General features: G+C 47.1%; 16 protein-coding genes, 1 tRNA gene and 3 rRNA genes. 19 read left to right on the top strand and 1 reads right to left on the bottom strand.

The window, feature by feature from the left end; genetic code table 11:
- The 10 genes from NST38_RS27210 to ligA all read left to right on the top strand — a co-directional run bounded on the left by NST38_RS27210 (position 1) and on the right by ligA (position 12,694).
- The gene (locus NST38_RS27210) at positions 1 to 744 is read left to right on the top strand and encodes a sugar phosphate nucleotidyltransferase (RefSeq protein WP_340387726.1); all 744 of its coding nucleotides are present in this window, start codon (positions 1 to 3) and stop codon (positions 742 to 744) included.
- Positions 745 to 761: 17 nt separating this feature from the next.
- Positions 762 to 1,322, top strand: coding sequence for a dTDP-4-dehydrorhamnose 3,5-epimerase (gene rfbC / locus NST38_RS27205; protein WP_340387724.1), 561 nt, complete (start codon positions 762 to 764; stop codon positions 1,320 to 1,322).
- An 18-nt stretch (positions 1,323 to 1,340) separates the two neighbouring features.
- Entirely contained in the window at positions 1,341 to 2,366 is a 1,026-nt protein-coding gene (gene rfbB / locus NST38_RS27200) for a dTDP-glucose 4,6-dehydratase (protein WP_341344195.1), read from the top strand.
- Positions 2,363 to 3,235 (top strand): dTDP-4-dehydrorhamnose reductase, encoded by an 873-nt coding sequence (gene rfbD / locus NST38_RS27195; RefSeq protein WP_047840613.1) that lies wholly within the window; start codon positions 2,363 to 2,365, stop codon positions 3,233 to 3,235. Before rfbB ends, rfbD begins: the two co-directional genes overlap by 4 nt.
- A gap of 233 nt (positions 3,236 to 3,468) precedes the next feature.
- Complete coding sequence (locus NST38_RS27190; RefSeq protein WP_082218814.1) at positions 3,469 to 4,461, top strand: glycosyltransferase family 2 protein; 993 nt, start codon at positions 3,469 to 3,471, stop codon at positions 4,459 to 4,461.
- Positions 4,458 to 5,858, top strand: coding sequence for an undecaprenyl-phosphate glucose phosphotransferase (locus tag NST38_RS27185; RefSeq protein ID WP_047840612.1), 1,401 nt, complete (start codon positions 4,458 to 4,460; stop codon positions 5,856 to 5,858). The genes NST38_RS27190 and NST38_RS27185 overlap by 4 nt, the downstream gene beginning before the upstream one ends.
- A 124-nt stretch (positions 5,859 to 5,982) precedes the next feature.
- A complete protein-coding gene (locus tag NST38_RS27180; protein ID WP_047840611.1) occupies positions 5,983 to 6,858 on the top strand; it encodes a phosphatidylinositol-specific phospholipase C/glycerophosphodiester phosphodiesterase family protein in 876 nt (291 codons plus the stop codon).
- Positions 6,859 to 6,973: 115 nt separating this feature from the next.
- On the top strand, positions 6,974 to 7,669 hold the full coding sequence (locus tag NST38_RS27175; RefSeq protein ID WP_341344194.1) for a heptaprenylglyceryl phosphate synthase: 696 nt from the start codon (positions 6,974 to 6,976) through the stop codon (positions 7,667 to 7,669).
- A 437-nt stretch (positions 7,670 to 8,106) separates the two neighbouring features.
- On the top strand, positions 8,107 to 10,461 hold the full coding sequence (pcrA, locus tag NST38_RS27170; protein WP_341344193.1) for a DNA helicase PcrA: 2,355 nt from the start codon (positions 8,107 to 8,109) through the stop codon (positions 10,459 to 10,461).
- 211 nt (positions 10,462 to 10,672) lie between these two features.
- Positions 10,673 to 12,694, top strand: a complete 2,022-nt coding sequence (gene ligA / locus NST38_RS27165) for an NAD-dependent DNA ligase LigA (RefSeq protein ID WP_047840609.1) — start codon at positions 10,673 to 10,675, stop codon at positions 12,692 to 12,694.
- A 133-nt stretch (positions 12,695 to 12,827) separates the two neighbouring features.
- Here ligA and NST38_RS27160 read toward each other — a convergent pair whose 3' ends face one another.
- Positions 12,828 to 14,201, bottom strand: coding sequence for a molybdopterin-dependent oxidoreductase (locus tag NST38_RS27160; RefSeq protein WP_076254154.1), 1,374 nt, complete (start codon positions 14,199 to 14,201; stop codon positions 12,828 to 12,830).
- A gap of 711 nt (positions 14,202 to 14,912) precedes the next feature.
- Here NST38_RS27160 and NST38_RS27155 point away from each other — a divergent pair.
- The 9 genes from NST38_RS27155 (at position 14,913) to NST38_RS27115 (ending at position 26,624) form a co-directional block, all read left to right on the top strand.
- Positions 14,913 to 16,465, top strand: a 16S ribosomal RNA gene (locus NST38_RS27155).
- Positions 16,466 to 16,573: 108 nt separating this feature from the next.
- Positions 16,574 to 16,649, top strand: a tRNA-Ala gene (locus tag NST38_RS27150).
- 210 nt (positions 16,650 to 16,859) lie between these two features.
- Positions 16,860 to 19,785, top strand: a 23S ribosomal RNA gene (locus tag NST38_RS27145).
- 143 nt (positions 19,786 to 19,928) lie between these two features.
- A 5S ribosomal RNA gene (gene rrf, locus NST38_RS27140) occupies positions 19,929 to 20,045 on the top strand.
- The 16S, 23S and 5S rRNA genes sit together here with 1 tRNA gene alongside, the layout of an rRNA operon.
- Positions 20,046 to 20,223: 178 nt before the next feature.
- On the top strand, positions 20,224 to 21,399 hold the full coding sequence (locus NST38_RS27135) for a GNAT family N-acetyltransferase (RefSeq protein ID WP_341344192.1): 1,176 nt from the start codon (positions 20,224 to 20,226) through the stop codon (positions 21,397 to 21,399).
- A gap of 461 nt (positions 21,400 to 21,860) precedes the next feature.
- Positions 21,861 to 22,322 (top strand): CtsR family transcriptional regulator, encoded by a 462-nt coding sequence (locus NST38_RS27130; RefSeq protein ID WP_036607135.1) that lies wholly within the window; start codon positions 21,861 to 21,863, stop codon positions 22,320 to 22,322.
- Positions 22,323 to 22,353: 31 nt separating this feature from the next.
- Positions 22,354 to 22,878: a UvrB/UvrC motif-containing protein gene (locus tag NST38_RS27125; RefSeq protein WP_036607138.1), complete on the top strand. Its 525-nt coding sequence runs from the start codon at positions 22,354 to 22,356 to the stop codon at positions 22,876 to 22,878.
- A gap of 28 nt (positions 22,879 to 22,906) precedes the next feature.
- Positions 22,907 to 23,977, top strand: coding sequence for a protein arginine kinase (locus tag NST38_RS27120; RefSeq protein ID WP_036607140.1), 1,071 nt, complete (start codon positions 22,907 to 22,909; stop codon positions 23,975 to 23,977).
- 184 nt (positions 23,978 to 24,161) lie between these two features.
- Positions 24,162 to 26,624: an ATP-dependent Clp protease ATP-binding subunit gene (locus NST38_RS27115; RefSeq protein ID WP_036607223.1), complete on the top strand. Its 2,463-nt coding sequence runs from the start codon at positions 24,162 to 24,164 to the stop codon at positions 26,622 to 26,624.
- Positions 26,625 to 26,635: the final 11 nt, after the last annotated feature.

The following is a 26,635-nucleotide window of genomic DNA, read 5'->3' as shown; positions in this document are numbered from 1 at the left end:
ATGAAAGGCATAATTCTTGCAGGTGGGACAGGCTCACGCTTGTATCCCTTGACCAAGGTCACTAATAAACACCTTCTTCCAGTGGGGAAGTATCCTATGATTTTTCATTCCGTATACAAACTTAAGCAGGCAGGTATCGAGGATATTCTGATTGTTACAGGTAAAGAGCACATGGGGGACGTTGTCAATCTTCTTGGTAGTGGTAGTGACATGGGTGTTACGTTCACATATAAAGTTCAAGATGAGGCTGGCGGAATTGCTCAAGCCTTGGATCTTGCCAAACACTTTGTAGGAAATGATCAAATGACTGTCATCTTAGGAGATAATGTATTTTCGGATACTATAACTCCTTTTGTTGATAACTTTAGAGCACAGGGAACTGGAGCCAAAATCCTGATTCAGGAGGTTTCGGATCCACAACGTTTCGGAGTTCCTGAAATTGAAGGAACACGCATACTATCCATTGAAGAAAAGCCACAGTTGCCTAAAAGCAACTACGCGGTTACCGGCATATATATGTTTGATAGCCAGGTTTTCGAGATAATCAAGACATTGAAACCATCTGGACGTGGGGAACTTGAAATAACCGATGTAAACAATGCATATATTCAAAAAGGCGAGCTGAGCTTTGATATTTTGCAAGGTTGGTGGACGGACGCAGGAACTCATGCTTCTCTCGCTAGGGCGAATGAGCTTTCACAAGAAATCAAATTTGGAGATGAATTCGGTAAATTAAAACTATAATAAAGGGGATCTCAACGATGAAAGTGACTTCCTCAAAGTTACAGGGAGCTGTTCTGCTGGAACCAATGGTTCATGGAGATCACCGGGGCTTTTTTATGGAAAGTTACAATGACCAGCTCATGAAGCATCATGGACTCAACTATCACTTTATTCAGGATAATCACTCCTTATCAGCACTGCCGGGTGTCCTGCGCGGATTGCACTATCAACTCAATCCTAAAGCTCAAACCAAGCTAATCCATGTCATTTCCGGAGCGATCTATGATGTCATTTTGGACATTCGTCAAGGCTCGCCGACCTTCGGAAAATGGGAGAGCTTCATCCTGAGTGAGCACAATCACCGTCAGTTGCTAGTACCCAAAGGGTTCGCTCATGGCTTCTGTACCCTGGTGCCGAACACTCAAGTCTTGTATAAAGTGGACGAACACTATTCCCCAGAGAACGATCGAGGCATATTATGGAGTGACCCGGCACTTGGAATTGATTGGCCAACATCGAATCCGACCTTATCAGATAAGGACCAAAGGCATCCTCTGCTCCAGAATGCGGAGATCAATTTCAATTTAGAAGTGAAGTAATTAGGAGGTTTCAACTGTATGAAACTGCTCGTTACCGGCGGTGCCGGATTTATCGGAAGTAACTTTGTCATGTATATGCTTGAGCAGTACCCAGACTATGAGATTATCAACGTGGATGCACTCACATATGCTGGCAATCTGGAGAACTTAAAGTCACTTGAAGGCAACAAGCGACATACCTTTGTTAAAGCAGATATCACTGACGCCAAGGAGATGGACCGCCTGATCGGTCAGGGCGTGGATGTGGTTGTTAACTTTGCAGCTGAGTCTCATGTGGATCGCAGTATTCTGGAACCGGATGTGTTTGTAAGAACGAACGTCAACGGTACTCAGGTATTACTGGATGCTGCCAAAAAGCACAATATTACTAAGTTTGTTCAAGTTTCAACAGATGAGGTGTACGGCTCTCTCGGGCCTACGGGATTGTTTACGGAAGAGACGCCACTTCAGCCGAATAGCCCGTACTCTGCCTCAAAGGCTGGAGGAGATTTATTGGTACGCGCTTATCACGAAACCTTTGGTCTTCCTGTGAATATTACACGCTGTTCTAACAATTACGGACCTTTCCAGTTCCCGGAAAAACTCATTCCACTCATGATCTCGCGTGCGTTGAATGATGAAGCTCTGCCTATATATGGAGACGGGCTGAACATTCGAGATTGGCTATATGTAGAGGATCATTGCAGTGCTATTGATCTGGTCATCCACAAGGGACGCAATGGTGAGGTCTACAATATTGGTGGCAATAACGAGAGAACCAATGTACACATTGTCGAAACGATTTTGGAGCAGCTCGGTAAACCCGAATCTCTGATCCAATACGTACAGGACCGTCTTGGACATGATCGCAGATATGGTATTGACCCGACCAAAACGATGACTGAACTCGGCTGGAAGCCCAAATATATCTTTGAGACAGGAATCAAAGAAACCATCCAGTGGTATCTCGATAACAAGGAATGGTGGACGCGTATTCAATCTGGTGCGTATCAGGATTACTATGCGAAGCAATACGGTTCTCGTTTGGGAGACGCCAAGGCATGAAGGTGCTTGTGACTGGAGCTAACGGACAATTGGGCCGGGATATGGTGCTTCTTTTGGAAAAAGAGGGGCATGACGTCATGGCTTGTGATCGCGAACAATTGGACATTACGGATCAGTTTCAAAGCAATGATGTTATATCGACGTATCATCCAGAGGTGGTTATCCATTGTGCGGCTTATACTGCGGTGGATGCCGCCGAGACGGATGTAGATGGAGCCTACCTAATCAACGCCACAGGAACCCGAAATATTGCGGTAGCTGCTGAGCGTATTGGAGCAAAGCTCATTTATATCAGTACGGATTATGTATTCGACGGTACCTCCGAAGAGCCTTACCAAGAATATGATAACACGAATCCCCAGAGCGTCTACGGTAAGTCCAAGCGTGCGGGAGAGCTGTTGGTGCAATCTTTATCTTCCCGATGGTTTATTGTCCGCACTTCGTGGGTGTATGGCGTTTATGGTAATAATTTTGTGAAAACTATATTGAAACTTGGTCAGGAGAAGCCAAAGCTTCAAGTTGTACACGACCAGAAGGGATCACCCACGTATACGGTTGATTTGGCCTACTTCTTGCATGATTTAATGAGTACTGAAAAATACGGCGTCTACCACGCTTCCAACAGTGGGGCATGTACATGGTATGAATTCACTCAAGCAATTTTTGAGGAGGCTCAGTTATTATCTGGTTTCCATATTCAAGCCAAAGTTGATCCATGTGCTACAGATCAGTTTCCTCGCCCTGCCCCACGCCCGCGAAACTCGGTGATGGAGCATCTGTCGATCCGTACCAATGGTTTTAATGATCTTAGGCCTTGGCGTGAAGGACTGTGCGATTTTTTGAAAAAAATATCCGAAGTACAAAATTAAGCACTCTAATCTCCCGCCCATTAATGGTTGAGCGGGAGATTTTTCATGGTATAGAAAATATCTATAATACCTTTCAACTGCTACCTCCTCCAAAATATGATATACTCTCGTTGGATAGATATCGTCTATCTTAAGAATTGATAGTTTATTGAAGCTTGCTTTTACCATGTATATTTCGTATGAGGACAAGTTCCAGTTTTTATATAAAGAATCACAAGTCAGGAGTTTTACAAATGGCCCAAGTATCAGAAGCTTCCCATTCGGTCGGTTTACAATCAACAGAGGCATTTCAAAAGGTCGACACTAGCATCATCATCGTCAATTACAACACCCTTCAGCTGACGCTGGATTGTCTGGACTCTGTCTATGCCTCCAATACTTCATACAGCTACGAGATCATCGTCGTGGACAATGCCTCGCAGGATGATTCTGTGCAAGCGATCCGAGAGGCATATCCTCAAGTGCATCTTATAGCTAACGAAGACAACACAGGCTTCGCAGTTGCCAACAACCAAGGCATGAGAGTAGCGAAAGGACGCTATATCCTGTTACTCAATTCTGACACCGTTATTCAGCCGGATACGCTGCAAATTATGGTCGGATTCATGGACCGCTACCCCGAGATGGGGGCCTCAGGCTGCAAAGTCATCCTGCCTGATGGCTCCTTGGATAAGGCTTGTAAGCGTGGATTTCCTACACTATCGGCTTCATTTTATTATGCATTCGGTGTTTCTCGTCTTTTCCCTGATCGGCCGAAGTTCAATCAATATCAACTGGGACATTTGAGCCCGGATGATGAATATCCGGTAGACTGTCTTGTTGGTGCGTTCATGCTAGTGCGGCGTGAGACGGTTGACCAGGTTGGCGGGTTGGATGAGACGTTCTTTATGTATGGAGAAGATATTGACTGGTGTTATCGCATCAAAGAAGCGGGATGGGGAATTTTTTATTATCCGCGTACATATATTGTGCACTACAAGGGCGGCAGTGCTCGTCGTAAACCTTTGAAAATAACGTATGAGTTTCATAGAGCGATGTGGGTGTTCCACCGCAAACACTACGCGAAGAAGTACAATCTACTCACGAATACGGCTGTGTGGATGGGGATTTCACTCAAGTTTACGTTATCTTTATTACGCAGCAAGTTGTCTCCTCCTTCCCGTCAAGTGCGGACTGAAACCCGCCTGAGAGCGGAGAATGAAGCATCTTCCGAGGTGAACCCATGATTCGGCGTAATCAACGATTTCTAACCCAATTGTATATTGCGGCTGATTTTGGCGTGATTCAGCTTTCGTTCTTGGTGGCTTGGTGGCTGAAATTTGAGAGTGACCTGTTAACGAACCAAAATCCACTACCTATAGAGAAATATATGATGTGGAGCTTGGTTTACGCAGTTCTTGCCATCATCACAGGACTGATGTCCTCTCTTTATGTAGCCAAGCGGAAAAAACGATTTGTAGACGAACTTTGGAAAATTCTCCAATCTCATGGCATAGCCTTCTTCATGCTGCTGAGTCTGATGTTCTTTTTCAAGGAAGTAAACATCTCTCGTGCATATCTCGCCATGTATATGATTGGCAATGTATCATTCACACTATTCTATCGTTATATAGTGAAAGTACAACTGAAACGCTTCCGTAAAAAAGGATTTAACCGTCAGTTTGTGCTCATCCTTGGTGCTGGATCACTAGGTAAACGTTTCTATGATAACCTTAGAAATTATCCCGAACTTGGATACGAAGTAACTGGATTTATGGATGATTATCGTCACTGGGATGAGAGTGAACAGAAAAGATACAAACCTATTCTCGGCCGAATAGACGAACTGGAAGAGTTCTTGTCTACGCATCTTGTTGATGAAGTCATTCTGGCATTACCTCTGGATGCTCACGATAAGTATTCACATATTATCAATGTGTGTGAGAAGGCAGGAGTTCGGACACTAATCATTCCTGATTTCTTTGATTACTTGCCAGCACGGCCGCATTTCGATAACTTTGCGGGTATGCCCATGATTAACGTTCGCGACATTCCACTGGATATTGCGGTGAACCGATTGATGAAGAGAACTTTCGATATTCTTTTCTCTCTTACTGCGATCATCTTAACTTCTCCGGTAATGCTCGTTGTCGCGGTAGGAGTACGACTTACTTCTTCTGGGCCCGTCATCTTCAAACAAGAGCGAGTAGGACTTAACCGACGCAACTTCATGATGTTCAAATTCCGCTCGATGAAAGTCATTCCTGAGGGCACAATGGACACAGGGTGGTCCACCAAGAATGATCCGCGACGAACGGCTTTTGGCACTTTTATAAGACGCACAAGCCTGGATGAGTTACCTCAATTTTTCAACGTTTTGCTTGGTCATATGAGTGTAGTTGGTCCAAGGCCAGAGCGTCCATACTACGTGAATCAATTCCGGGATGAAATTCCTAAATATATGATCAAACACCACGTCCGACCGGGAATAACAGGATTGGCACAGAGCAAGGGATTACGAGGAGATACCTCGATTGAGGATCGAATTGAACAAGATATCTTTTACATTGAAAATTGGTCTTTATTATTTGATATCAAAATCATATGGGAGACTATTCGCAAAGGCCTTAAGAATGCTTACTGAGATTCACAATTCATTTAATCTTGCATACCACCATTTAACAGCCGCCTCGGGCGGCTATTTTGTTTTGCCCCTCATCAATTCGGGTAGTTAGCTAACAAAAAGGTACTGAGGATGTGAAAGCTATATGAAACGCATTGCCGCCGTGTTAATACTACTGATCGTTACCGTGGGCACACTCTTTTTCGCCTACGAAAGTGAGAGTGAGGAGCAACGGGACGGATTTACTGCTTATAGATTAATCGCCCATGCGATGGGCAGCATTCGTGATCAACCATATACCAACGCCTATGAAGCGATGATTGCCAATTACGAGAAAGGCACACGTGTATTTGAGATCGACTTTATGTTAACCTCGGATCGCAAAGCCGTAGCCAGACATGAATGGACCGCTAATATGAGCAAAATGCTAGGACAAGACGAAGAGCTTCCGGAGGATAAACAGGCCGGGGCGTTGACACATGATGAATTCATGGATACGCCAATCTTGGGCATGTATCAACCCATGGATGCCGATGGCATTATAGATGTACTGGCCGAGTATCCGGATATGTATATCGTAACCGACACCAAGGAACAGAAGGATGAGGATATTCAGCAGGTGTTAAGATCCCTCGTGGATGCAGCGGAAGAACATGATCCATCCGTGCTGGACCGGGTGGTTGTACAGATCTATAACGAACCGATGCTCGAAACGGTGAAAGAAGTCTATGCATTCCCTTCCATTATCTATACGTTATATGCCACACAGGATACAGAAGCTCAGGTTGTTGATTTTGTACAAAAGAATGATATTGATGCCGTGACTATGCCGGAATATAAAGTAAACCAGAATTTCGTCGCCAAGCTGAATAGTGCAGGCTCAGTCACCTACGTGCATACTATCAATGACACTGAACAGGTGGCTAACTATGAGAAATGGGGCGTGTACGGGGTCTACTCGGACGTGCTGACGGAGCAGGAACTGGATGAGATGAATACACGTTTTGCCTGGAAACCGTAAAAATTCATGTTTTTCTGTTCCCCTTTTTATACGAACATTGACACTCACTGTCTGCTGACTTAGACTTAGTTTACAAGCTTTCTAGGATGCAGAAGAACCTCTGGAGGAATGTTCGTTGATAGACATGATTAAGCAGTGGAGACATGTATTTAAGCTTGACCCGGACCGGGAAATTACAGACGAAGAACTCGATCTGGTCTGCATGTCGGGGACCGATGCAATTATCGTTGGCGGATCTTCGGGGATTACCTATGATAACACGGTAGACCTGATGTCCCGTGTGCGTCGTTATGAGTTGCCATGTGTGCTTGAAGTATCCGATCTGGAGGCTGTTGTTCCCGGGTTTGACGGATATTTGATCCCTATGGTCTTGAATGCAACGGACAGCAAATGGATGATTGGGCACCACCAGCAAGCCATAGAGCGTTACGGTTATCTTATCCCTTGGGATCTGCTGATTGCCGAAGGTTATATCGTCCTGAATGCAAACTCTATGGTAGCGCGGTTGACTGGTGCAGATACGGATCTGACGACAGGAGCTGCGGTGGCATATGCCCAGGCAGCGGAGCGTCTACTCAATCTTCCAATTGTATACATGGAGTACAGCGGAACGTTCGGAGATATGGAGCTTGTTGGTGAGACACACAGACAATTGGATCGGGCACACCTTATCTACGGCGGCGGAATTGATGATTCGGAGAAAGCCGCGCAAGCTGCCCAAGTGGCAGATACTGTCGTGGTAGGTAACATTGTTTACAGCGATTTAACTAAGGCACTTGAGACGGTGTTGGCTGTAAAAGGAACCATTTAATCGGTTTAGTTTACCATTCCCCCATTTTCCCCTTATGATCTGTTAAAATAGAACTTTGCCCTTACTAATTAAAGAAGTTATATGAGCGTAATGTCGTTTACACGAGAACGAAGAGGAGAGAAGTGAGCTGGAGAAACGAAATGCTCGTTAAAAGCTTTCTGTAAGAAAGCTAAATCCTAAGCATACTTCTATTACCGGATTTTGTTCTTTTTTTACTAAGAAATTCGTATACAGGGACTATGTTTACACAGAAACGGAGAGTGCAGAAGCAATCTGAAGAAACGAAGTGTTCGTATTTATCACCGGATTTTTACCTTTGATAAAGGGAATCAAAAAATCTGGGGATAACGACGATCGGAAGATGCTGCTGCAATCGAAGTCCAAGTGTAATGGATAGATCATTTATACCGACCAACCAACGAAAGGAGCATGCATGCATGCAACCTGTAAATATACATGATGCCGTTGCACGACTTAACACCCCTCAACGGCAAGCCGTCGAGGCGACGGATGGCCCGCTGCTGATTATGGCCGGAGCAGGCTCAGGCAAGACCCGGGTGCTGACACACCGGATTGCCTACCTCATTGCAACACGGAAGGCGCCCCCATGGGGCATTTTAGCGATTACATTTACGAACAAAGCCGCCCGTGAGATGCAAGACCGGGTATCCCAACTGGTTGGTGGCTCCCAAGGCCGCGACATTTGGGTATCCACGTTCCACTCCATGTGCGTGCGTATTTTGCGCCGTGATATTGAACGTATTGGGTTTACCTCCAACTTCAGTATTTTGGACTCATCGGACCAATTATCTGTAATTCGTAGCTGTATGAAAGATCAGAATATCGATACCAAGAAATTCGAACCCAAAGCAGTTCAATCGATGATGAGCACGGCGAAGAATGAACTGATCAGTCCGGAGCAATATGAGAAGCAGTCGGGAGACTATTTCGAGGGTATTGTGGCGAAGGTATATAAGATGTACCAGAAACGGTTAAGAGCCAACAACTCACTTGATTTCGACGATCTCATTATGCAGACCATTCAACTGTTCAAGGAAGTGCCGGAAGTCCTGGACTTTTACCAAAAGAAATTCCAGTACATTCACGTGGACGAGTATCAGGATACGAACCGTGCACAGTATATGCTGTGCCGCATGCTCGCTGACAGTCACCACCACATCTGCGTTGTGGGAGATAGTGACCAGTCGATCTATCGCTGGCGCGGAGCGGACATCAGCAATATCCTGAACTTTGAGAAAGATTACCCTGAAGCAAGTACGATTTTGCTGGAGCAGAACTACCGTTCAACTTCCAATATCCTGAATGCAGCGAATGAAGTGATCGGCCTGAATACAGGGCGTAAACCGAAGAAACTGTGGACGGACAAAGAGGGCGGTTCGAAGATCAAGGTGTACCGTGCGGATTCCGAACATGATGAGGGGTATTTTGTTACCTCCGAGATTAGTAAAAATGTGAAGAACGGCAAATCCTATCAGAACCATGCGATTTTATACCGTACTAACGCCCAGTCCCGGGTTATAGAGGAAATTCTGATCAAGTCTGATATTCCGTATCAGATTGTCGGCGGCATCAAGTTCTATGATCGTAAAGAGATCAAGGACATTCTGGCGTATCTGCGCCTGTTATCCAACCCCGACGATGATATCAGCCTTACCCGGATCATTAATGTACCGAAACGTAGCATCGGTGATACAACGGTAGCGAAGCTGGCGGCTGCGGCAGGAGAGCGTGGAATTTCTATTTTCCGTGTACTTCAGGTCGTGGACGATCTTGGTTTTGCTGGCCGTACGCGGAATGCGCTGGTGGAGTTCTATGACATGATCGCTGCGTTGCATCAGATGGTAGAGTATCTGTCTGTAACTGAATTGACCGAGAAGATTCTTGAGATGAGTCAATACCGTCTTGAGATGCAAAATGAAAATACACTCGAATCCCGTGCACGGCTGGAGAACATTGAAGAGTTCCTGTCGGTAACGATGGAATTTGAGAAAAATAATGAAGACAAAACGCTCGTTTCGTTCCTCACCGATCTTGCATTGATTGCTGACATCGACAGCATGAACGATGATGAAGAGGATCAGAGTGACGTTGTTACCCTGATGACCATGCACAGTGCCAAAGGTCTGGAGTTCCCGGTTGTCTTTATCGTAGGTATGGAGGAAGGAGTCTTCCCGCATAGCCGTGCCTTTATGGACAATGAAGAGCTGGAGGAAGAACGCCGACTTGCTTATGTAGGGATCACCCGTGCGGAAGAGCAACTTTTCCTGTCTTGTGCACAGATGCGGACGTTGTTTGGACGTACAACAGCGAACCCGCCTTCCCGCTTCCTGGATGAAATTCCGGATGAGCTGAAGGAAGACACCTCCATGGCTCGTGATCGTTACCGCCGTGGCAGTAGCGGAGGAGGCTCATATGGTGGACGTGGGTTAGGCTCTAGTGGAGGAAGTAACTTCGGTGGTGGCACCAAGCTGTTCGATCACCAAAGTAAAAGCGGTTCATCTGCTACCTCATCCACGCCAACTTCGCGTGTGACCACAAGTGTCTCCCGCCCAACATATTCTACGCCATCCTCTGCTTCCAAGCCGGTAGCTTCTGATGGTGAAGCAGGATTCAAGGCAGGAGATAAAGTGCAGCATGGCAAATGGGGGACAGGCACCATTGTTGCGGTCAAAGGGACAGGTAATGATACCGAACTGCAGATTGCCTTCCCGGCTCCGGTGGGTGTGAAACGTTTGCTTGCCGGATTTGCCCCAATTACGAAAGTAGAATAAGAACGAAACCTCCTTTTGCACGATAACAGAGAGAGCAGAAATAAATTGAAGAAGCAAGACGTTCGCCTTTATCCCCGGATTTCCACCTTTTAAAATGGATTAAAAGAAGTCCGGGGATAACAGCGATCAGAAAGTTATTCTGTTATCGGAGTTCACGTGCAATAGGAGTGTTCGTTCTACATAGATCAAATTAACGGAGGGATGGCCCTGTATGGACCCGATGCACCGGATGGAGCAACTCGTTACCGAGCTGAACCAGCATAATTATCAGTACTACACGATGGATCAGCCACAGATCAGCGATAAGGAGTATGATCTTCTGTACGATGAACTGGTTACGCTGGAACAGGAAAGCGGCATGGTTCTGCCTGATTCTCCAACACAGCGTGTGGGTGGCGAACTGCTAAAGGGGTTTACCCCGCATCGCCACTTATCCTCCTTATGGAGTCTGGACAAAGCACAGAATATTGAGCAGCTTCGGAGCTGGAATACCCGTGTACTAAAACTGATTAATGACTATAACAGTAAAAATCCCGATACGCCTTTACCGGAACCAGGTTATGTCATTGAGTTGAAGTTTGACGGATTGACGCTGAACCTGACATACACCAACGGTGAGTTGGTGCAAGCCTCTACACGAGGGAACGGTACCGTAGGTGAAGGTATTTTGGCACAGGTAAGAACGATCCGATCCGTTCCGCTCAAAATTCCTTACACAAGCGGTACGATTGAAGTACAGGGTGAAGGCATCATGAATCTGTCTGTCTTGGACCGATACAATGAGACAGCGGCAGAGCCACTCAAGAATGCGCGTAATGCAGCAGCAGGAGCGCTCCGCAACCTGAATCCGAAGGCGACGGCTGAGCGTCGGTTGAATGCTTATTTTTATAATGTAGGTTATTCGGATGACATTCAGTTTGCCAATCATCAGCAGATGATGGATTTCCTGCGTGAGAACCGCTTCAAAGTTAATCCATCGATTACTTATTTCCATGAGTTTGATGATGTGATGGAACAACTGGCCGCGATTCAGGAGAACCGAGGGCAGCTAGACTATCTGATCGATGGAGCTGTTATCAAAATTACGGACATGCGCACCCGCGAGGTGTTGGGTTATACCGATAAATTCCCTCGCTGGGCGGTGGCATATAAATTCGAGGCTGAAGAGACCACAACGGTTCTTAACGCTGTGGTATGGAATGTGGGCCGTACTGGCAAAGTAACTCCGCTGGCACGCGTAGAACCGGTTGAACTTGCCGGGGTAACGGTACAGAACTGTACTCTGAACAATGTCGGCGATATTGAGCGCAAAAATCTGAAGTTTGCTCTGGGCACACGGGTCTTTATCCGTCGCTCCAACGACGTCATTCCTGAGATTCTGGGTAAAGTGACGGAGGAGAGTGATGGTGAGGAAATCGTCTTCCCTGAGCAGTGTCCGGCATGCGGATTCCCACTGGAGCAACGCGGAGCGCATCTGTTCTGCAACAATAGACTTGCGTGTAAACCACAAACGGTGGCACGTATTTCCCATTTTGCTTCCCGTGATGCTATGGACATCGAGACGTTCAGTGAGAAAACAGCGATTCAGTTGTATGATGAATTGAACGTACGTGAGCCTGCCGACCTGTATACGTTACAGTTTGATGATTTGGTGAAGCTGGAGCGGTTTGGGGAAAAGAAAGCGAACAACCTTATCGCTGCGCTTGAGCTTAGTAAAGATAGAGACTTGGCTTCCTTCTTATACTCACTGGGTATTCCGAACACAGGTAAATCGACAACGCGCATGCTCGCTGATCATTATCGAGATCTGCACGCCATTATGAATGCAACCGTGGAAGAACTGGTTGAACTACCCGACGTGGGTGGTATCGTTGCTGAGAGCATCGTAAACTTTTTTGCAGATCCGTTTACACAGGCTGCGATTGAGAAAATGCTTAACTTGGGTGTGAAAGCTCAGGCACCTGAGGCACCAGCCGTTGCTGTTGTGGAAGATTCCTTCTTCAGTGGTAAAACGGTCGTCTTGACCGGAACGCTGCATCAATTGACGCGGGAAGAGGCAACGCAAAGACTGGAAGCGCTCGGAGCGAAGGTGACTGGCAGTGTGTCGAAAAAGACAGATTTGGTTATTGCCGGAGAGAAGGCAGGTAGTAAACTAACCAAAGCTCATGATCTCGGTATTCCAACGATTGAGGATGAGGATGAACTTGTACGTCTTTTGAACCCACAGGGTTAAAGTGTAATCAGAGAGTTCATAATGAGGAAAAAGAAAAAGGCCCCCGAAGACACGAATATGTGATCGGGGGCTTTTGCTATTAATTGAATTATTTTTACAACGAAAGAACGCTTACCAGTCTTATCTTATCTGATCATGATCCACTTAAATTGTTAGGGATGCGCTGAGATGCGCCTGTAAGCCATGCATCCTTGTCATATCCTCGTTCTTCCCAGTAACCAATATGTTCGCTGTCGATGAGTTCAATGCGATTCAACCATTTTACTGATTTATAGGCATACATCTGAGGAATGACGAGCCGTACCGGACCGCCAAGATCAGCAGGGATAGGTTTGCCATCATGCATGACAGCGACCATAATATCTTCCATTTGCGCTTGATCCATCGTAATGGCATCCGTATACACACCATCACCGGAATAAAATTTCACACTGTGAGCTTCCGGTTTGACCCCGGCTTGTTTCAAAAGCTGTGCAAGAGAGATACCTTCCCAGGTATTCTTATATACAGACCAGCCCGTTACACAGTGAAAATCACTAACCTGTACGGTGCGCGTCAGCTTCACGAATTGTTCCCAATTCCAAACCTGTGCCCGTTCAACCAGTCCATCAATTCGGAAAGACCAGTTAGCATTGGAGAAGGACGGTATAGGCGTAACCGTATATACGCGGAAATGACCTTCAGCTCCGCCTCCAATGGGAGGTGAAGAGGCAGACAGCGGTTGTGGCAGAGGAACCATACGGTTAGAATCGTTCTCCAGCATGCTATCAATACTATTATCGATCTTGAGATTTCGTCCTACCCAGGATATAAAAGTAGGGCCAAGAGTCACGGCGAGACCAACCCCCACAGCAGAACGGATGAAAGCTCGTCGTGTATACAAAGGTTGAGGTCGCTCCTCTGATTTGAGGGGATCTCTCTGGGAACTGCGATCAAACTGGGAAGAAGATATAGCAGCTGGAGTTTCTTTTTCATCCGATATTGAATCAGATGGATCAGCTCTATTTTGAGTTGGTGTTGAAGTTGTAGTGGTTTTAACCGCACGACGTGCAGGATCCTTTAACCATTTGGTCCGAGTGATGGAGTGATAGATAATATAAGGTAGGCCCACCCAAGTCAGCAGGTCATGGATCAAAAGTGCAGCATTCGACCATCGAGGTCCGGCTAGCTTGAACTGCCATAATACAATACCCGAGAGTAGCCAGCCTACCAGCAGCGCAAGAACAAAGATGGTGTTCACCCTTTGCCAAGGCCTATTACGAAGCTGTTTCCAGTGCTTTCCGGCCAAAATCAAGTAATATAATACGGGTGCCAGCATAGCTAGCCCAACGATGATATGTAGCCATTTTAACCAGACACGTCCAATTCCGAGTATCTCGCGCCAAAAGCCGCCTACCAGCATAAGACCTGTTATAGCAAGGATCACAACAATCCAGGCATTCCAAGCATGGATGGAAACCAACTTTTTGCCGTAACCTTTGCGTCTGTTCTTCAACCATTGCTTCAAGTGCGATCACCCCATATAGGTTAGTAATGAGTTTATTCAGAACTTTGATATGTAATAGCTAGCTGTGAATGGAGTACGTGATCTGTGTAAAGGTGCAATGCGAGATGGTTATACGATTGTTCATAGGCTACTTATGAAAGTAGTACACTTGACTGCTTAACCTTATCTCTATATCTATATACCTTATTATAGAGTTTTTGGATCACTTTCTTCAAACCATCAGAAGGCCAGGGATATTTATATCGATCGGTACTCTAACTAAAACTCATCTAGATCATTATTAATTGTGGTTATAGAAGGGAGTATTTATAGAATTGAGTTATTTCTTTTATATGTAATGCACTTTAAGGGTACCCTTCACTTGTTTAGAGAATGTGCTAATCTGTCGAATACAGGTTGGAAACAAGACACCGTAGATGAAGATATCATGATATCAAAAGATTGATTAAAAATGCTTGCTAAATAAATCACTACGTGATATATTATTTCTTGTCGCTTCAAACGAATGATTGTCATAATCATTTGAAAGATGACGAAAACAAAGTGTTGACAGTAAGTTAGTTAACATGATATGATAAGATTCCTGTCCGGTTGGCAAACATCAACATAAACGGACATACAAGTTCCTTGAAAACTGAACAAATGGATAGTAACTTTTGATTCACAATGAATCGTCAGATTCAAAATGAGCTTATCGCTCTTTTCAATACTTTATTGGAGAGTTTGATCCTGGCTCAGGACGAACGCTGGCGGCATGCCTAATACATGCAAGTCGAGCGGACTTGAAGAGAAGCTTGCTTCTCTGATGGTTAGCGGCGGACGGGTGAGTAACACGTAGGCAACCTGCCCTCAAGTTTGGGACAACTACCGGAAACGGTAGCTAATACCGAATAATTGTTTTCTTCGCCTGAAGAGAACTGGAAAGACGGAGCAATCTGTCACTTGGGGATGGGCCTGCGGCGCATTAGCTAGTTGGTGAGGTAACGGCTCACCAAGGCGACGATGCGTAGCCGACCTGAGAGGGTGATCGGCCACACTGGGACTGAGACACGGCCCAGACTCCTACGGGAGGCAGCAGTAGGGAATCTTCCGCAATGGGCGAAAGCCTGACGGAGCAATGCCGCGTGAGTGATGAAGGTTTTCGGATCGTAAAGCTCTGTTGCCAGGGAAGAACGCTTGGGAGAGTAACTGCTCTCAAGGTGACGGTACCTGAGAAGAAAGCCCCGGCTAACTACGTGCCAGCAGCCGCGGTAATACGTAGGGGGCAAGCGTTGTCCGGAATTATTGGGCGTAAAGCGCGCGCAGGCGGTCATTTAAGTCTGGTGTTTAATCCCGGGGCTCAACCCCGGATCGCACTGGAAACTGGGTGACTTGAGTGCAGAAGAGGAGAGTGGAATTCCACGTGTAGCGGTGAAATGCGTAGATATGTGGAGGAACACCAGTGGCGAAGGCGACTCTCTGGGCTGTAACTGACGCTGAGGCGCGAAAGCGTGGGGAGCAAACAGGATTAGATACCCTGGTAGTCCACGCCGTAAACGATGAGTGCTAGGTGTTAGGGGTTTCGATACCCTTGGTGCCGAAGTTAACACATTAAGCACTCCGCCTGGGGAGTACGGTCGCAAGACTGAAACTCAAAGGAATTGACGGGGACCCGCACAAGCAGTGGAGTATGTGGTTTAATTCGAAGCAACGCGAAGAACCTTACCAGGTCTTGACATCCCTCTGATCGATGCAGAGATGTATCTTTCCTTCGGGACAGAGGAGACAGGTGGTGCATGGTTGTCGTCAGCTCGTGTCGTGAGATGTTGGGTTAAGTCCCGCAACGAGCGCAACCCTTATATTTAGTTGCCAGCATTTCGGATGGGCACTCTAGATAGACTGCCGGTGACAAACCGGAGGAAGGTGGGGATGACGTCAAATCATCATGCCCCTTATGACCTGGGCTACACACGTACTACAATGGCCGGTACAACGGGCTGCGAAATCGCGAGATGGAGCCAATCCCAACAAAGCCGGTCTCAGTTCGGATTGCAGGCTGCAACTCGCCTGCATGAAGTCGGAATTGCTAGTAATCGCGGATCAGCATGCCGCGGTGAATACGTTCCCGGGTCTTGTACACACCGCCCGTCACACCACGAGAGTTTATAACACCCGAAGTCGGTGGGGTAACCGCAAGGAGCCAGCCGCCGAAGGTGGGATAGATGATTGGGGTGAAGTCGTAACAAGGTAGCCGTATCGGAAGGTGCGGCTGGATCACCTCCTTTCTATGGAGAATCGTTTCCTGCAACGGAAACATTCAAATATGCAGGTTCTTAGAACCTGCAACAGCAACACAGTTACTTATCCATTTGTTCAGTTTTGATGGAATTTGAGGGGCCATAGCTCAGCTGGGAGAGCGCCTGCCTTGCAAGCAGGAGGTCAGCGGTTCGATCCCGCTTGGCTCCACCAAACAATTTCATCTATTTGGCTTGTTCTTTGAAAACTAGATATCGAAACGAAACAAACGCGAATTAGAACATTCCTTTAAGCTGATCTTGTGTAAACAAGTGAAGTGTTTTTATAAGGTAGATTGCTGGAGCGAGTGATCGAAATGGAGCGACTTTTGGATTTGGACGTAGTCCAAACCAAGCGGAGCGACAGCTCGAACACGAGCGCAATGGTTAAGCTACTAAGAGCACACGGAGGATGCCTAGGCGCTAGGAGCCGATGAAGGACGTGGCGAACAACGAAACTGCCTCGGGGAGCTGTAAGCAAGCTTTGATCCGGGGGTGTCCGAATGGGGAAACCCAGCTGGGGTAATTTCCAGTTACTCATAACTGAATACATAGGTTATGTAGAGGCATACCAGGGGAACTGAAACATCTAAGTACCCTGAGGAAGAGAAAACAATAGTGATTCCGTCAGTAGCGGCGAGCGAACGCGGAGAAGCCCAAACCAAAGAGCTTGCTCTTTGGGGTTGTGGGACGTCTCACATGGAGTTACAAAGGAACCGGTTAAGCGAAGAGGTCTGGAAAGGCCCGCCAAAGAAGGTAAAAGCCCTGTAGTTGAAAGTTGGTTCCCTCCGAGACGGATCCCGAGTAGTGCGGGGCACGTGAAACCCCGTATGAATCCGGCAGGACCATCTGCCAAGGCTAAATACTTCCTAGCGACCGATAGTGAAGCAGTACCGTGAGGGAAAGGTGAAAAGCACCCCGGAAGGGGAGTGAAATAGAACCTGAAACCGTGTGCTTACAAAAAGTCAGAGCCCGTTTTAGGGGTGATGGCGTGCCTTTTGTAGAATGAACCGGCGAGTTACGTTCCCGTGCAAGGTTAAGGTGAAGAGCCGGAGCCGCAGCGAAAGCGAGTCTGAATAGGGCGACTTAGTACGTGGACGTAGACCCGAAACCGGGTGATCTACCCCTGTCCAGGGTGAAGGTGCGGTAACACGCACTGGAGGCCCGAACCCACGCATGTTGAAAAATGCGGGGATGAGGTGGGGGTAGCGGAGAAATTCCAATCGAACTCGGAGATAGCTGGTTCTCCCCGAAATAGCTTTAGGGCTAGCCTCGGAAAACAGAGTCGTGGAGGTAGAGCACTGATTGGGTGCGGGGCCCGCAAGGGTTACCAAGCTCAGTCAAACTCCGAATGCCATAGACTTACTTCCGGGAGTCAGACAGTGAGTGCTAAGATCCATTGTCAAAAGGGAAACAGCCCAGACCATCAGCTAAGGTCCCCAAGTGTGTGTTAAGTGGGAAAGGATGTGGAGTTGCACAGACAACCAGGATGTTGGCTTAGAAGCAGCCATCATTGAAAGAGTGCGTAATAGCTCACTGGTCGAGTGACTCTGCGCCGAAAATGTAACGGGGCTAAACACACCACCGAAGCTATGGCTTGATGCTTTGCATCAGGGGTAGGGGAGCGTTGTATAAGGGTTGAAGGTGTACCGTAAGGAGCGCTGGACATTATACAAGTGAGAATGCCGGTATGAGTAACGAAAAGATCAGTGAGAATCTGATCCGCCGAAAGCCTAAGGGTTCCTGAGGAAGGCTCGTCCGCTCAGGGTAAGTCGGGACCTAAGGCGAGGCCGAAAGGCGTAGTCGAAGGACAACAGGTCGAAATTCCTGTACCACCGTAAGCCGTTATGAGCAATGGGGGGACGCAGTAGGGTAGTGACGCGGACTGATGGATGTCCGTCTAAGCAGTAAGGCTGATGTGTAGGCAAATCCGCACATTGTAAGGCTGAGCTGTGATGGGGAGCGAAAATTATAGTAGCGAAGGTCATGATCTCACACTGCCAAGAAAAGCCTCTAGCCAGGTGATGGTGCCCGTACCGCAAACCGACACAGGTAGGCGAGAAGAGTATTCTAAGGCGCGCGGAAGAACTCTCGTTAAGGAACTCGGCAAAATGACCCCGTAACTTCGGGAGAAGGGGTGCCCCGGTAGTGTGAATAGCACGAGGGGGCCGCAGTGAAAAGGCCCAAGCGACTGTTTAGCAAAAACACAGGTCTGTGCGAAGCCGTAAGGCGAAGTATACGGGCTGACGCCTGCCCGGTGCTGGAAGGTTAAGGGGAGTGGTTAGGAGCAATCCGAAGCTGTGAACCGAAGCCCCAGTAAACGGCGGCCGTAACTATAACGGTCCTAAGGTAGCGAAATTCCTTGTCAGGTAAATTCTGACCCGCACGAATGGCGTAACGACTTGGGCGCTGTCTCAACGAGAGATCCGGTGAAATTTTAATACCTGTGAAGATGCAGGTTACCCGCGACAAGACGGAAAGACCCCATGGAGCTTTACTGCAGCTTGATATTGAATTTGGGTACGATCTGTACAGGATAGGTGGGAGCCTTTGAAGCATGAGCGCCAGCTTGTGTGGAGGCAACGTTGGGATACCACCCTGATCGTATCTAGGTTCTAACCTGGTACCGTAATCCGGTGCGGGGACAGTGTCAGGTGGGCAGTTTGACTGGGGCGGTCGCCTCCTAAAGAGTAACGGAGGCGCCCAAAGGTTCCCTCAGAATGGTTGGAAATCATTCGAAGAGTGCAAAGGCATAAGGGAGCTTGACTGCGAGACCTACAAGTCGAGCAGGGACGAAAGTCGGGCTTAGTGATCCGGTGGTACCGCATGGAAGGGCCATCGCTCAACGGATAAAAGCTACCCTGGGGATAACAGGCTTATCTCCCCCAAGAGTCCACATCGACGGGGAGGTTTGGCACCTCGATGTCGGCTCATCGCATCCTGGGGCTGAAGTAGGTCCCAAGGGTTGGGCTGTTCGCCCATTAAAGCGGTACGCGAGCTGGGTTCAGAACGTCGTGAGACAGTTCGGTCCCTATCTGTCGTGGGCGTAGGAAATTTGAGAGGAGCTGTCCTTAGTACGAGAGGACCGGGATGGACGTACCGCTGGTGTACCAGTTGTTCCGCCAGGAGCACCGCTGGGTAGCTATGTACGGACGGGATAAACGCTGAAAGCATCTAAGCGTGAAGCCCCCCTCAAGATGAGATTTCCCAGTATGTAAGACCCCTTGAAGACGACGAGGTAGATAGGCTGGGGGTGGAAGTGCAGCAATGCATGGAGCTGACCAGTACTAATCGGTCGAGGGCTTATCCAATAGCAAGTGATAATTCGCATGTTTCGTTTCGAATCTAGTTTTCAGAGAACGATCTCTGAAATGAAAATTGGTACATCACAGAACGTGTGTATGATTTTCAGTTCCATATCTGATTTTAAGAAGCTATGCTTCGACAAATCGCGTTTGGTGGCGATGGCGGAGGGGTTCCACACGTACCCATCCCGAACACGACCGTTAAGCCCTCTAGCGCCGATGGTACTTGGACCGCAGGGTCCTGGGAGAGTAGGACGCCGCCAAGCGAAGAACCACTGCCGATGTTATTCGGTGGTGGTTTTTATTTGTTTATTTTAGGTGATGCGAAAGCATCTCTTATTTGACTTTGTAAGAATCCTCTGACACACTCTAAGGGGTACATATATCAGATATCAGGCCATGATTTGGATTGATATAACTCTAGCGAATGGGGTGTAGGACAACATGGAAATTCAGAAATTGACGGTAGATGATTTTGAACCGGCGATGGCACTCTCCGAATATGCTTTTCAAGTAGTAATGAGTGAAGAACAGAAAGAAAAACGGCGGAGTCAATTTTCGTCACAGGATATATGGGGTGTATATGAGGACGGGCAGCTAGGAGCCAAACTTCACATCATTCCTTTTCAAACCTATATTCATGGCAGATCGTTCGAGATGGGCGGTATTGCGGGTGTTGCCACCTGGCCAGAGTATAGACGCAAAGGCTGGGTAGCGGGTCTGCTGAAGCATGCGTTGGAAGAAATGAATCGTAACAAACAAAGCATATCATTCTTGCATCCATTCTCTTTTGGTTTCTATCGGAAGTATGGATGGGAGACGTATGTTGAATTTAAACGTTATAAAGTACCTACAGCTCATTTGCCTCAGAAAAAAGCGACACCTGGAACAATTCGGCGTGGGGATCCGGGCCTCAGCATATTAAAGGAAGTATACAGTGCGTATGCTGAGCGTTATAACGGAACTCTGGTTCGGGATGATGCAAGGTGGGAGAATTCAGTTCTTGTTAATGGGACCAGCCAGAAGGCTGTATATTACGATGAAGCTGATGCAGCACAAGGTTATCTTTTATATGAGGTTAAGGAAAATAAGTTTACCATTAAAGAGATCATCTATCTGAATGAAGAGGCTAGGCAAGGGCTGTGGACCTTCATTGCCAACCATGATTCCATGATTCAGGAAGTTACGTTGCAGGCGCCTGCCAGTGATACGCTTGCCTTCCAATTGGATAACCCACGGATTCAGCAGGAGATTGTACCTTATTTTATGGCGCGTATCGTTAGTGTAGAGCAGTTTATATCCCAGTATCCCTTTGCAAGCCAGGACTCACCGGTGCAGATTGTACTTCAGGTAGAAGATGCCCACGCTCCATGGAATGAAGGGGCATGGCAATTAAACGTGGCAATGAACGGAACGGCGTCCATATGGAAAACATCGGAGCCAATTACTGATGATCAGACCATTAAGGTGGATATTCAATCCCTTACCGCGGTGCTGATGGGATATCGCAGACCAACGGAAATGGCACGAATCGGAAGAATTCACGGACCGAACACAGCAATCAAGGCTTTGGAAAAAGCGATTCCTGAGCGGGAAACCTATTTGCTCGATTTTTTCTGATGGCTATGCCCACTGCTCCATTTAACTTGATTAGCTTATATAGAAATACGGCGTGATTGAAAGACAAATGGACTTCTCCAGCAATTTTGGGGAGGTTTTTTTGTGTCCGGGGAATATTTCGTGTAAAATCGTAAAAAATGAATAGTGACCCCACTTGGCAAAACCACAAAATATGCTATAATGGTTATAAAGTCAAAGAAAGTCAAAGTCAACTAAAGGTTTAATACTTAAGTAGCTTTCTTTCTACAATCTGATGCATGATCGCCAATATACGGGATTCATTTCATCGGAGGATCAAGGGAATATTAAAGGACCTTCGTGCTTCCTTCGCTCTCCTGTTAACACCTGTGGAAGCAAGATTCGCTGTTTCCCTGATTGGTTAAATGGGTAGAGAAGGTGTACTCTGTGGGGGCGTGTGGGTCCTTATTGACTTAACGTTTCAGACAGTGGAGGATGATTGGATGCGTAATATCTCTGATATTATCGAACGATATCTGAAGAGTATTTTGCATGAAAGTCCCGAAGGAATGGTTGAAATTCAGCGTAATGATCTGGCAGATCAATTCTCATGTGTACCTTCCCAGATCAATTATGTCATCAGCACACGTTTTACACTCGAGAAGGGATACCTGGTAGAGAGTAAACGCGGCGGTGGTGGTTATGTTCGCATACAGCGCATTGAATTACCGGCCCAATCAGCTCTGCATAATCATTTGCACCATAGTATTGGTGAAGAGATCGGGCAGACAGCTGCCGAAGGTCTGATCTATCAATTGGAAGAAGCGCGCTTCTTGAGCAAGCGGGAAGCCGGGTTGATGCGAGCTGCTGTATCTAGAGAGGTTATATTGGTCAAACTTCCTTACCGGGATCAAATTCGTGCCAGAATGTTGAAGGCGATGTTAATATCTTTGCTCGGTAAATGAAAACTATCGGGGTCAAAGGAGGTACATCAATATGCTGTGCCAAGAATGCAATAAACGTCCGGCGACACTTCATTTTACGAAAATCGTAAATGGAGAGAAGACGGAATTCCATATTTGTGAGTCATGTGCCCGTGAAAAAGGGGAAATGATCCCTGGAACAGCAGGTGGGTTTTCCATCCACAACTTGTTGTCCGGATTGCTTGATTTTGATCCAGCCGGCAAAAGTGGATCGGCAGGAACACCGCCTGCAAAAGCTCTTCAATGTGAAGAGTGTGGTATGACGTACGCACAATTTAGTAAGATAGGACGTTTCGGCTGCAGTTCATGTTATAAATATTTTGACAGCCGTCTGGATCCTTTGTTCAAGCGGGTTCATGGTAATACGTCCCATGTAGGCAAAGTGCCTGCACGAGCTGGTGGTCGCATCAAGGTGAAACGGCAAATCGCTGATCTGAAGCGTGAGCTCCAGGAGAGCATCGCGCAAGAGGAATTTGAAGAGGCGGCCCAGATCCGTGACCAGATCAGAGGACTTGAAAAAGGAATAGCTCAGGAGTAAAGTTTGTCATGAGTAGGAGGGATGCGTAATGCCTAATCTGCGCTTTACAGAGAAGGCGCTCAGCGACTGGATGCGCAGTGATGCGGCTGATTCCGAAATTGTCATTAGCAGCCGTGTCCGGATTGCACGCAACCTTCAGCATGTTCCGTTTCCGATGCTGGCTTCCAATGAGCAATCGGAAGAGGTGCTGAATAAGCTGAGCGAAGTACTTCAATACGATGACGTTCATGCCTTTGGGGATTTTCATACGTTGGATCTGATCGATATTGACGAACTCGACAAACGGGTGCTGGTGGAGAAACATCTCATCAGTCCAAGTCTTGCGAATGAATCCAGGAATGGTGCGGTTATTCTCAGTGAGGATGAGTCAGTCAGTATTATGATTAACGAAGAGGATCATCTTCGTATCCAGTGCCTCTATCCGGGGTTCCAGGTGAAAGAAGCCTGGGAGAAAGCTTCCGCAATAGATGATGCTTTTGAAGCGCACGTGGATTATGCTTTTGATGATCGCAGAGGATACTTAACCAGCTGTCCTACTAATGTAGGTACAGGTGTAAGAGCATCGGTTATGATGCACTTGCCTGCCCTGGTGATGACACAGCAGATTGGCCGTATTCTAACCGCAGTTTCCCAAGTTGGATTGACGGTGAGAGGAATATACGGTGAAGGTAGCGAGGCGATGGGTAACCTGTTCCAGATCTCGAACCAGATTACTTTGGGACAGACCGAACAGGAAGTCATCGAGAACCTGCATGGTGTTGTGTTACAGATGATTGGTCATGAACGTACAGCCAGAGAACGGTTAATTACCGACTCCAGACTGCGGATTACGGATCGTGTCATGCGTTCTTATGGCATATTGTCTCATGCAGCTATTGTTGATTCCAAGGAAGCTGCACAGCGCTTATCGGATGTACGCCTTGGCGTGGATCTCGGCTTGTTGGATGGACTGTCCATCACGGTAATGAATGAGTTGAATGTGATGACACAGCCGGGATTTTTGCAGAAAACATTCGGGGAAGATATGCGCACAGATGAGCGAGACATTTACCGAGCTCAGTTGATTCGTGATACGATCAATGCAGCGAAGCAGTCCTAGTTTAGCCTGATATAGTATTGAATTATGGTTTCATGCCGCATTGCGGCTTTTATATAATAAGGCATGTACAAATGCCGAATGATTTTATTCGCAGCACGGCTGCAAACAAAAATGATATGAAGAATACGACGGTTATTTCATTACATGACCTCGTTTTATCCAAAACCATGGAGGTGCAGGAGATATGATGTTTGGAAGATTTACGGAACGGGCCCAAAAGGTGCTCGCACTCGCGCAGGAAGAAGCTGTCCGTCTCGGTCATAATAACATCGGTACTGAGCATATTTTGCTCGGCCTCATTCGTGAAGGCGAAGGCATCGCAGCCAAAGCACTGATCGGCCTGGGACTCGGATTGGAAAAAATTCAGGATGAAGTAGAAACGCTGATTGGCCGTGGCCAAGAGCAACCTACCAACATTGCATATACGCCACGTGCGAAAAAAGTAATTGAACTGTCTATGGATGAAGCTCGTAAATTGGGCCACACTTATGTAGGCACAGAGCATATCCTGCTCGGATTGATTCGTGAAGGCGAGGGTGTTGCAGCACGTGTGCTCAATAACCTGGGAATTAGCCTGAACAAAGCACGTCAACAAGTGCTGCAATTGCTTGGCAGCAGTGAAGCTGTATCCAGCCATAATGGCACACCTGCCAATGTCAGCACACCAACGCTGGACAGTCTGGCACGTGACCTCACGGCATACGCCAGAGAGAATAACCTTGACCCGGTTATTGGACGTAGCAAAGAAATTGAACGTGTCATCCAGGTGCTCAGCCGTCGTACGAAGAACAACCCGGTATTGATCGGTGAGCCAGGTGTAGGTAAAACAGCGATTGCTGAAGGCCTTGCACAAAAAATCATTGCAAATGAGATTCCGGAAACATTGCGCGACAAACGGGTAATGACCCTGGATATGGGTTCAGTAGTCGCTGGAACCAAATATCGTGGTGAGTTTGAAGATCGTCTGAAAAAAATCATGGATGAGATTCGCCAAGCAGGTAACATTGTCCTGTTTATCGACGAATTGCATACCTTGATTGGCGCAGGCGGAGCTGAAGGTGCCATCGATGCTTCTAACATTTTGAAACCGGCTCTGGCTCGTGGAGAATTGCAATGTATCGGTGCGACAACACTGGATGAATATCGTAAATACATCGAGAAGGATGCAGCGCTTGAGCGTCGTTTCCAACCGATTACTGTAGATCAGCCTTCTCCAGAAGAAGCGATTCAAATCTTGCACGGCTTGCGTGACCGTTATGAGGCGCATCACCGCGTGAAAATTACGGACGAAGCAATTGTGCAGGCGGTTAAACTGTCTGACCGTTACATTACAGACCGTTTCCTGCCAGATAAAGCGATTGACCTGATTGATGAAGCGGGTTCCAAAGTAAGATTGAACTCTTACACGATCCCACCAAACCTGAAACAACTGGAAAGCCGTCTGGAAGATATCCGTAAGGAAAAAGACGCTGCAGTTCAAAGTCAGGAGTTCGAAAAAGCAGCAGCTCTGCGTGATACGGAACAAAAAATCCGTGAAGAGCTGGATGTAACAAAGAACCAGTGGAAAGAGAAACAAGGTCGCACCGATTCCGAGGTTACTCCTGAGGATATCGCACAAGTGGTAGCCAGCTGGACAGGAATCCCTGTGAACCAACTGAAAGAAGAAGAGACACAGCGTCTGATGAATCTGGAGTCTATTCTACATGAACGTGTCATCGGTCAGGATGAGGCAGTGAAGTCTGTCAGCCGTGCGGTTCGTCGTGCTCGTGCGGGACTTAAAGATCCAAAACGTCCGATGGGTTCATTCATTTTCCTCGGCCCTACAGGGGTAGGTAAAACAGAACTTGCTCGTGCTCTGGCTGAAGCGATGTTCGGCGATGAAAATGCAGTAATCCGGATTGATATGTCCGAGTATGGTGAGAAGCACTCGACTTCCCGACTTGTCGGAGCGCCTCCAGGATATGTTGGGTACGAAGAAGGTGGTCAGCTGACAGAGAAAGTTCGTCGCAAACCATATTCCGTAGTCTTGCTCGATGAAATCGAGAAAGCACATCCAGAAGTATTCAATATCTTGTTACAAGTGCTTGAGGATGGCCGACTGACGGATTCCAAAGGTCGCGTCGTTGACTTCCGCAATACGCTGATCATTCTAACATCCAACGTGGGTGCCGAAGCGATCAAACGTAACTCTACACTGGGCTTCACTGCAGTTGTAGATGCAGGAGCAGATTATGACAACATGAAGGGGAAAGTGATGGATGAGCTGAAGAAAAGCTTCCGTCCAGAGTTCCTTAACCGGATTGATGAAATTATCGTGTTCCATTCACTCGAAGAAAAACACATCGCTGAAATTGTTACGCTTATGAGTGAAGAACTTCGTAAACGACTGCTCGAACATGAGGTTGATTTCGAACTCACTGATAATGCCAAGTCTTTCCTTGCGAAGTCAGGCTTTGATCCGGCTTACGGTGCGCGTCCGCTTCGTCGGGCGATCCAGAAGCATATCGAGGACAAATTGTCCGAAGAGTTGCTCACAGGTAACGTAACCAAAGGGGATTCATTGCTCATCGACGAAGAGAACGGTGCACTGTCTGTTACGAAAAAAGACGTAGTCGTTCCGTCCAATGAGGAAATCGAAACCAAATAATATTTAGCAAG

Origin of the sequence: Paenibacillus sp. FSL H8-0104, assembly GCF_038050215.1 — a bacterium.
In the GTDB taxonomy this organism is placed as follows: domain Bacteria; phylum Bacillota; class Bacilli; order Paenibacillales; family Paenibacillaceae; genus Paenibacillus; species Paenibacillus amylolyticus.
Note: the sequence above shows the minus strand (reverse complement) of the source record. Positions and strands in the feature narration are given on the sequence as shown.

Coding starts and splice junctions, on each gene's coding strand:
- NST38_RS27210 (WP_340387726.1), top strand. CDS start 1: ATGAAAGGCATAATTCTTGCAGGTGGGACAGGCTCACGCTTGTATCCC.
- rfbC (WP_340387724.1), top strand. CDS start 762: ATGAAAGTGACTTCCTCAAAGTTACAGGGAGCTGTTCTGCTGGAACCA.
- rfbB (WP_341344195.1), top strand. CDS start 1,341: ATGAAACTGCTCGTTACCGGCGGTGCCGGATTTATCGGAAGTAACTTT.
- rfbD (WP_047840613.1), top strand. CDS start 2,363: ATGAAGGTGCTTGTGACTGGAGCTAACGGACAATTGGGCCGGGATATG.
- NST38_RS27190 (WP_082218814.1), top strand. CDS start 3,469: ATGGCCCAAGTATCAGAAGCTTCCCATTCGGTCGGTTTACAATCAACA.
- NST38_RS27185 (WP_047840612.1), top strand. CDS start 4,458: ATGATTCGGCGTAATCAACGATTTCTAACCCAATTGTATATTGCGGCT.
- NST38_RS27180 (WP_047840611.1), top strand. CDS start 5,983: ATGAAACGCATTGCCGCCGTGTTAATACTACTGATCGTTACCGTGGGC.
- pcrA (WP_341344193.1), top strand. CDS start 8,107: ATGCAACCTGTAAATATACATGATGCCGTTGCACGACTTAACACCCCT.
- ligA (WP_047840609.1), top strand. CDS start 10,673: ATGGACCCGATGCACCGGATGGAGCAACTCGTTACCGAGCTGAACCAG.
- NST38_RS27135 (WP_341344192.1), top strand. CDS start 20,224: ATGGAAATTCAGAAATTGACGGTAGATGATTTTGAACCGGCGATGGCA.
- NST38_RS27130 (WP_036607135.1), top strand. CDS start 21,861: ATGCGTAATATCTCTGATATTATCGAACGATATCTGAAGAGTATTTTG.
- NST38_RS27125 (WP_036607138.1), top strand. CDS start 22,354: ATGCTGTGCCAAGAATGCAATAAACGTCCGGCGACACTTCATTTTACG.
- NST38_RS27120 (WP_036607140.1), top strand. CDS start 22,907: ATGCCTAATCTGCGCTTTACAGAGAAGGCGCTCAGCGACTGGATGCGC.
- NST38_RS27115 (WP_036607223.1), top strand. CDS start 24,162: ATGATGTTTGGAAGATTTACGGAACGGGCCCAAAAGGTGCTCGCACTC.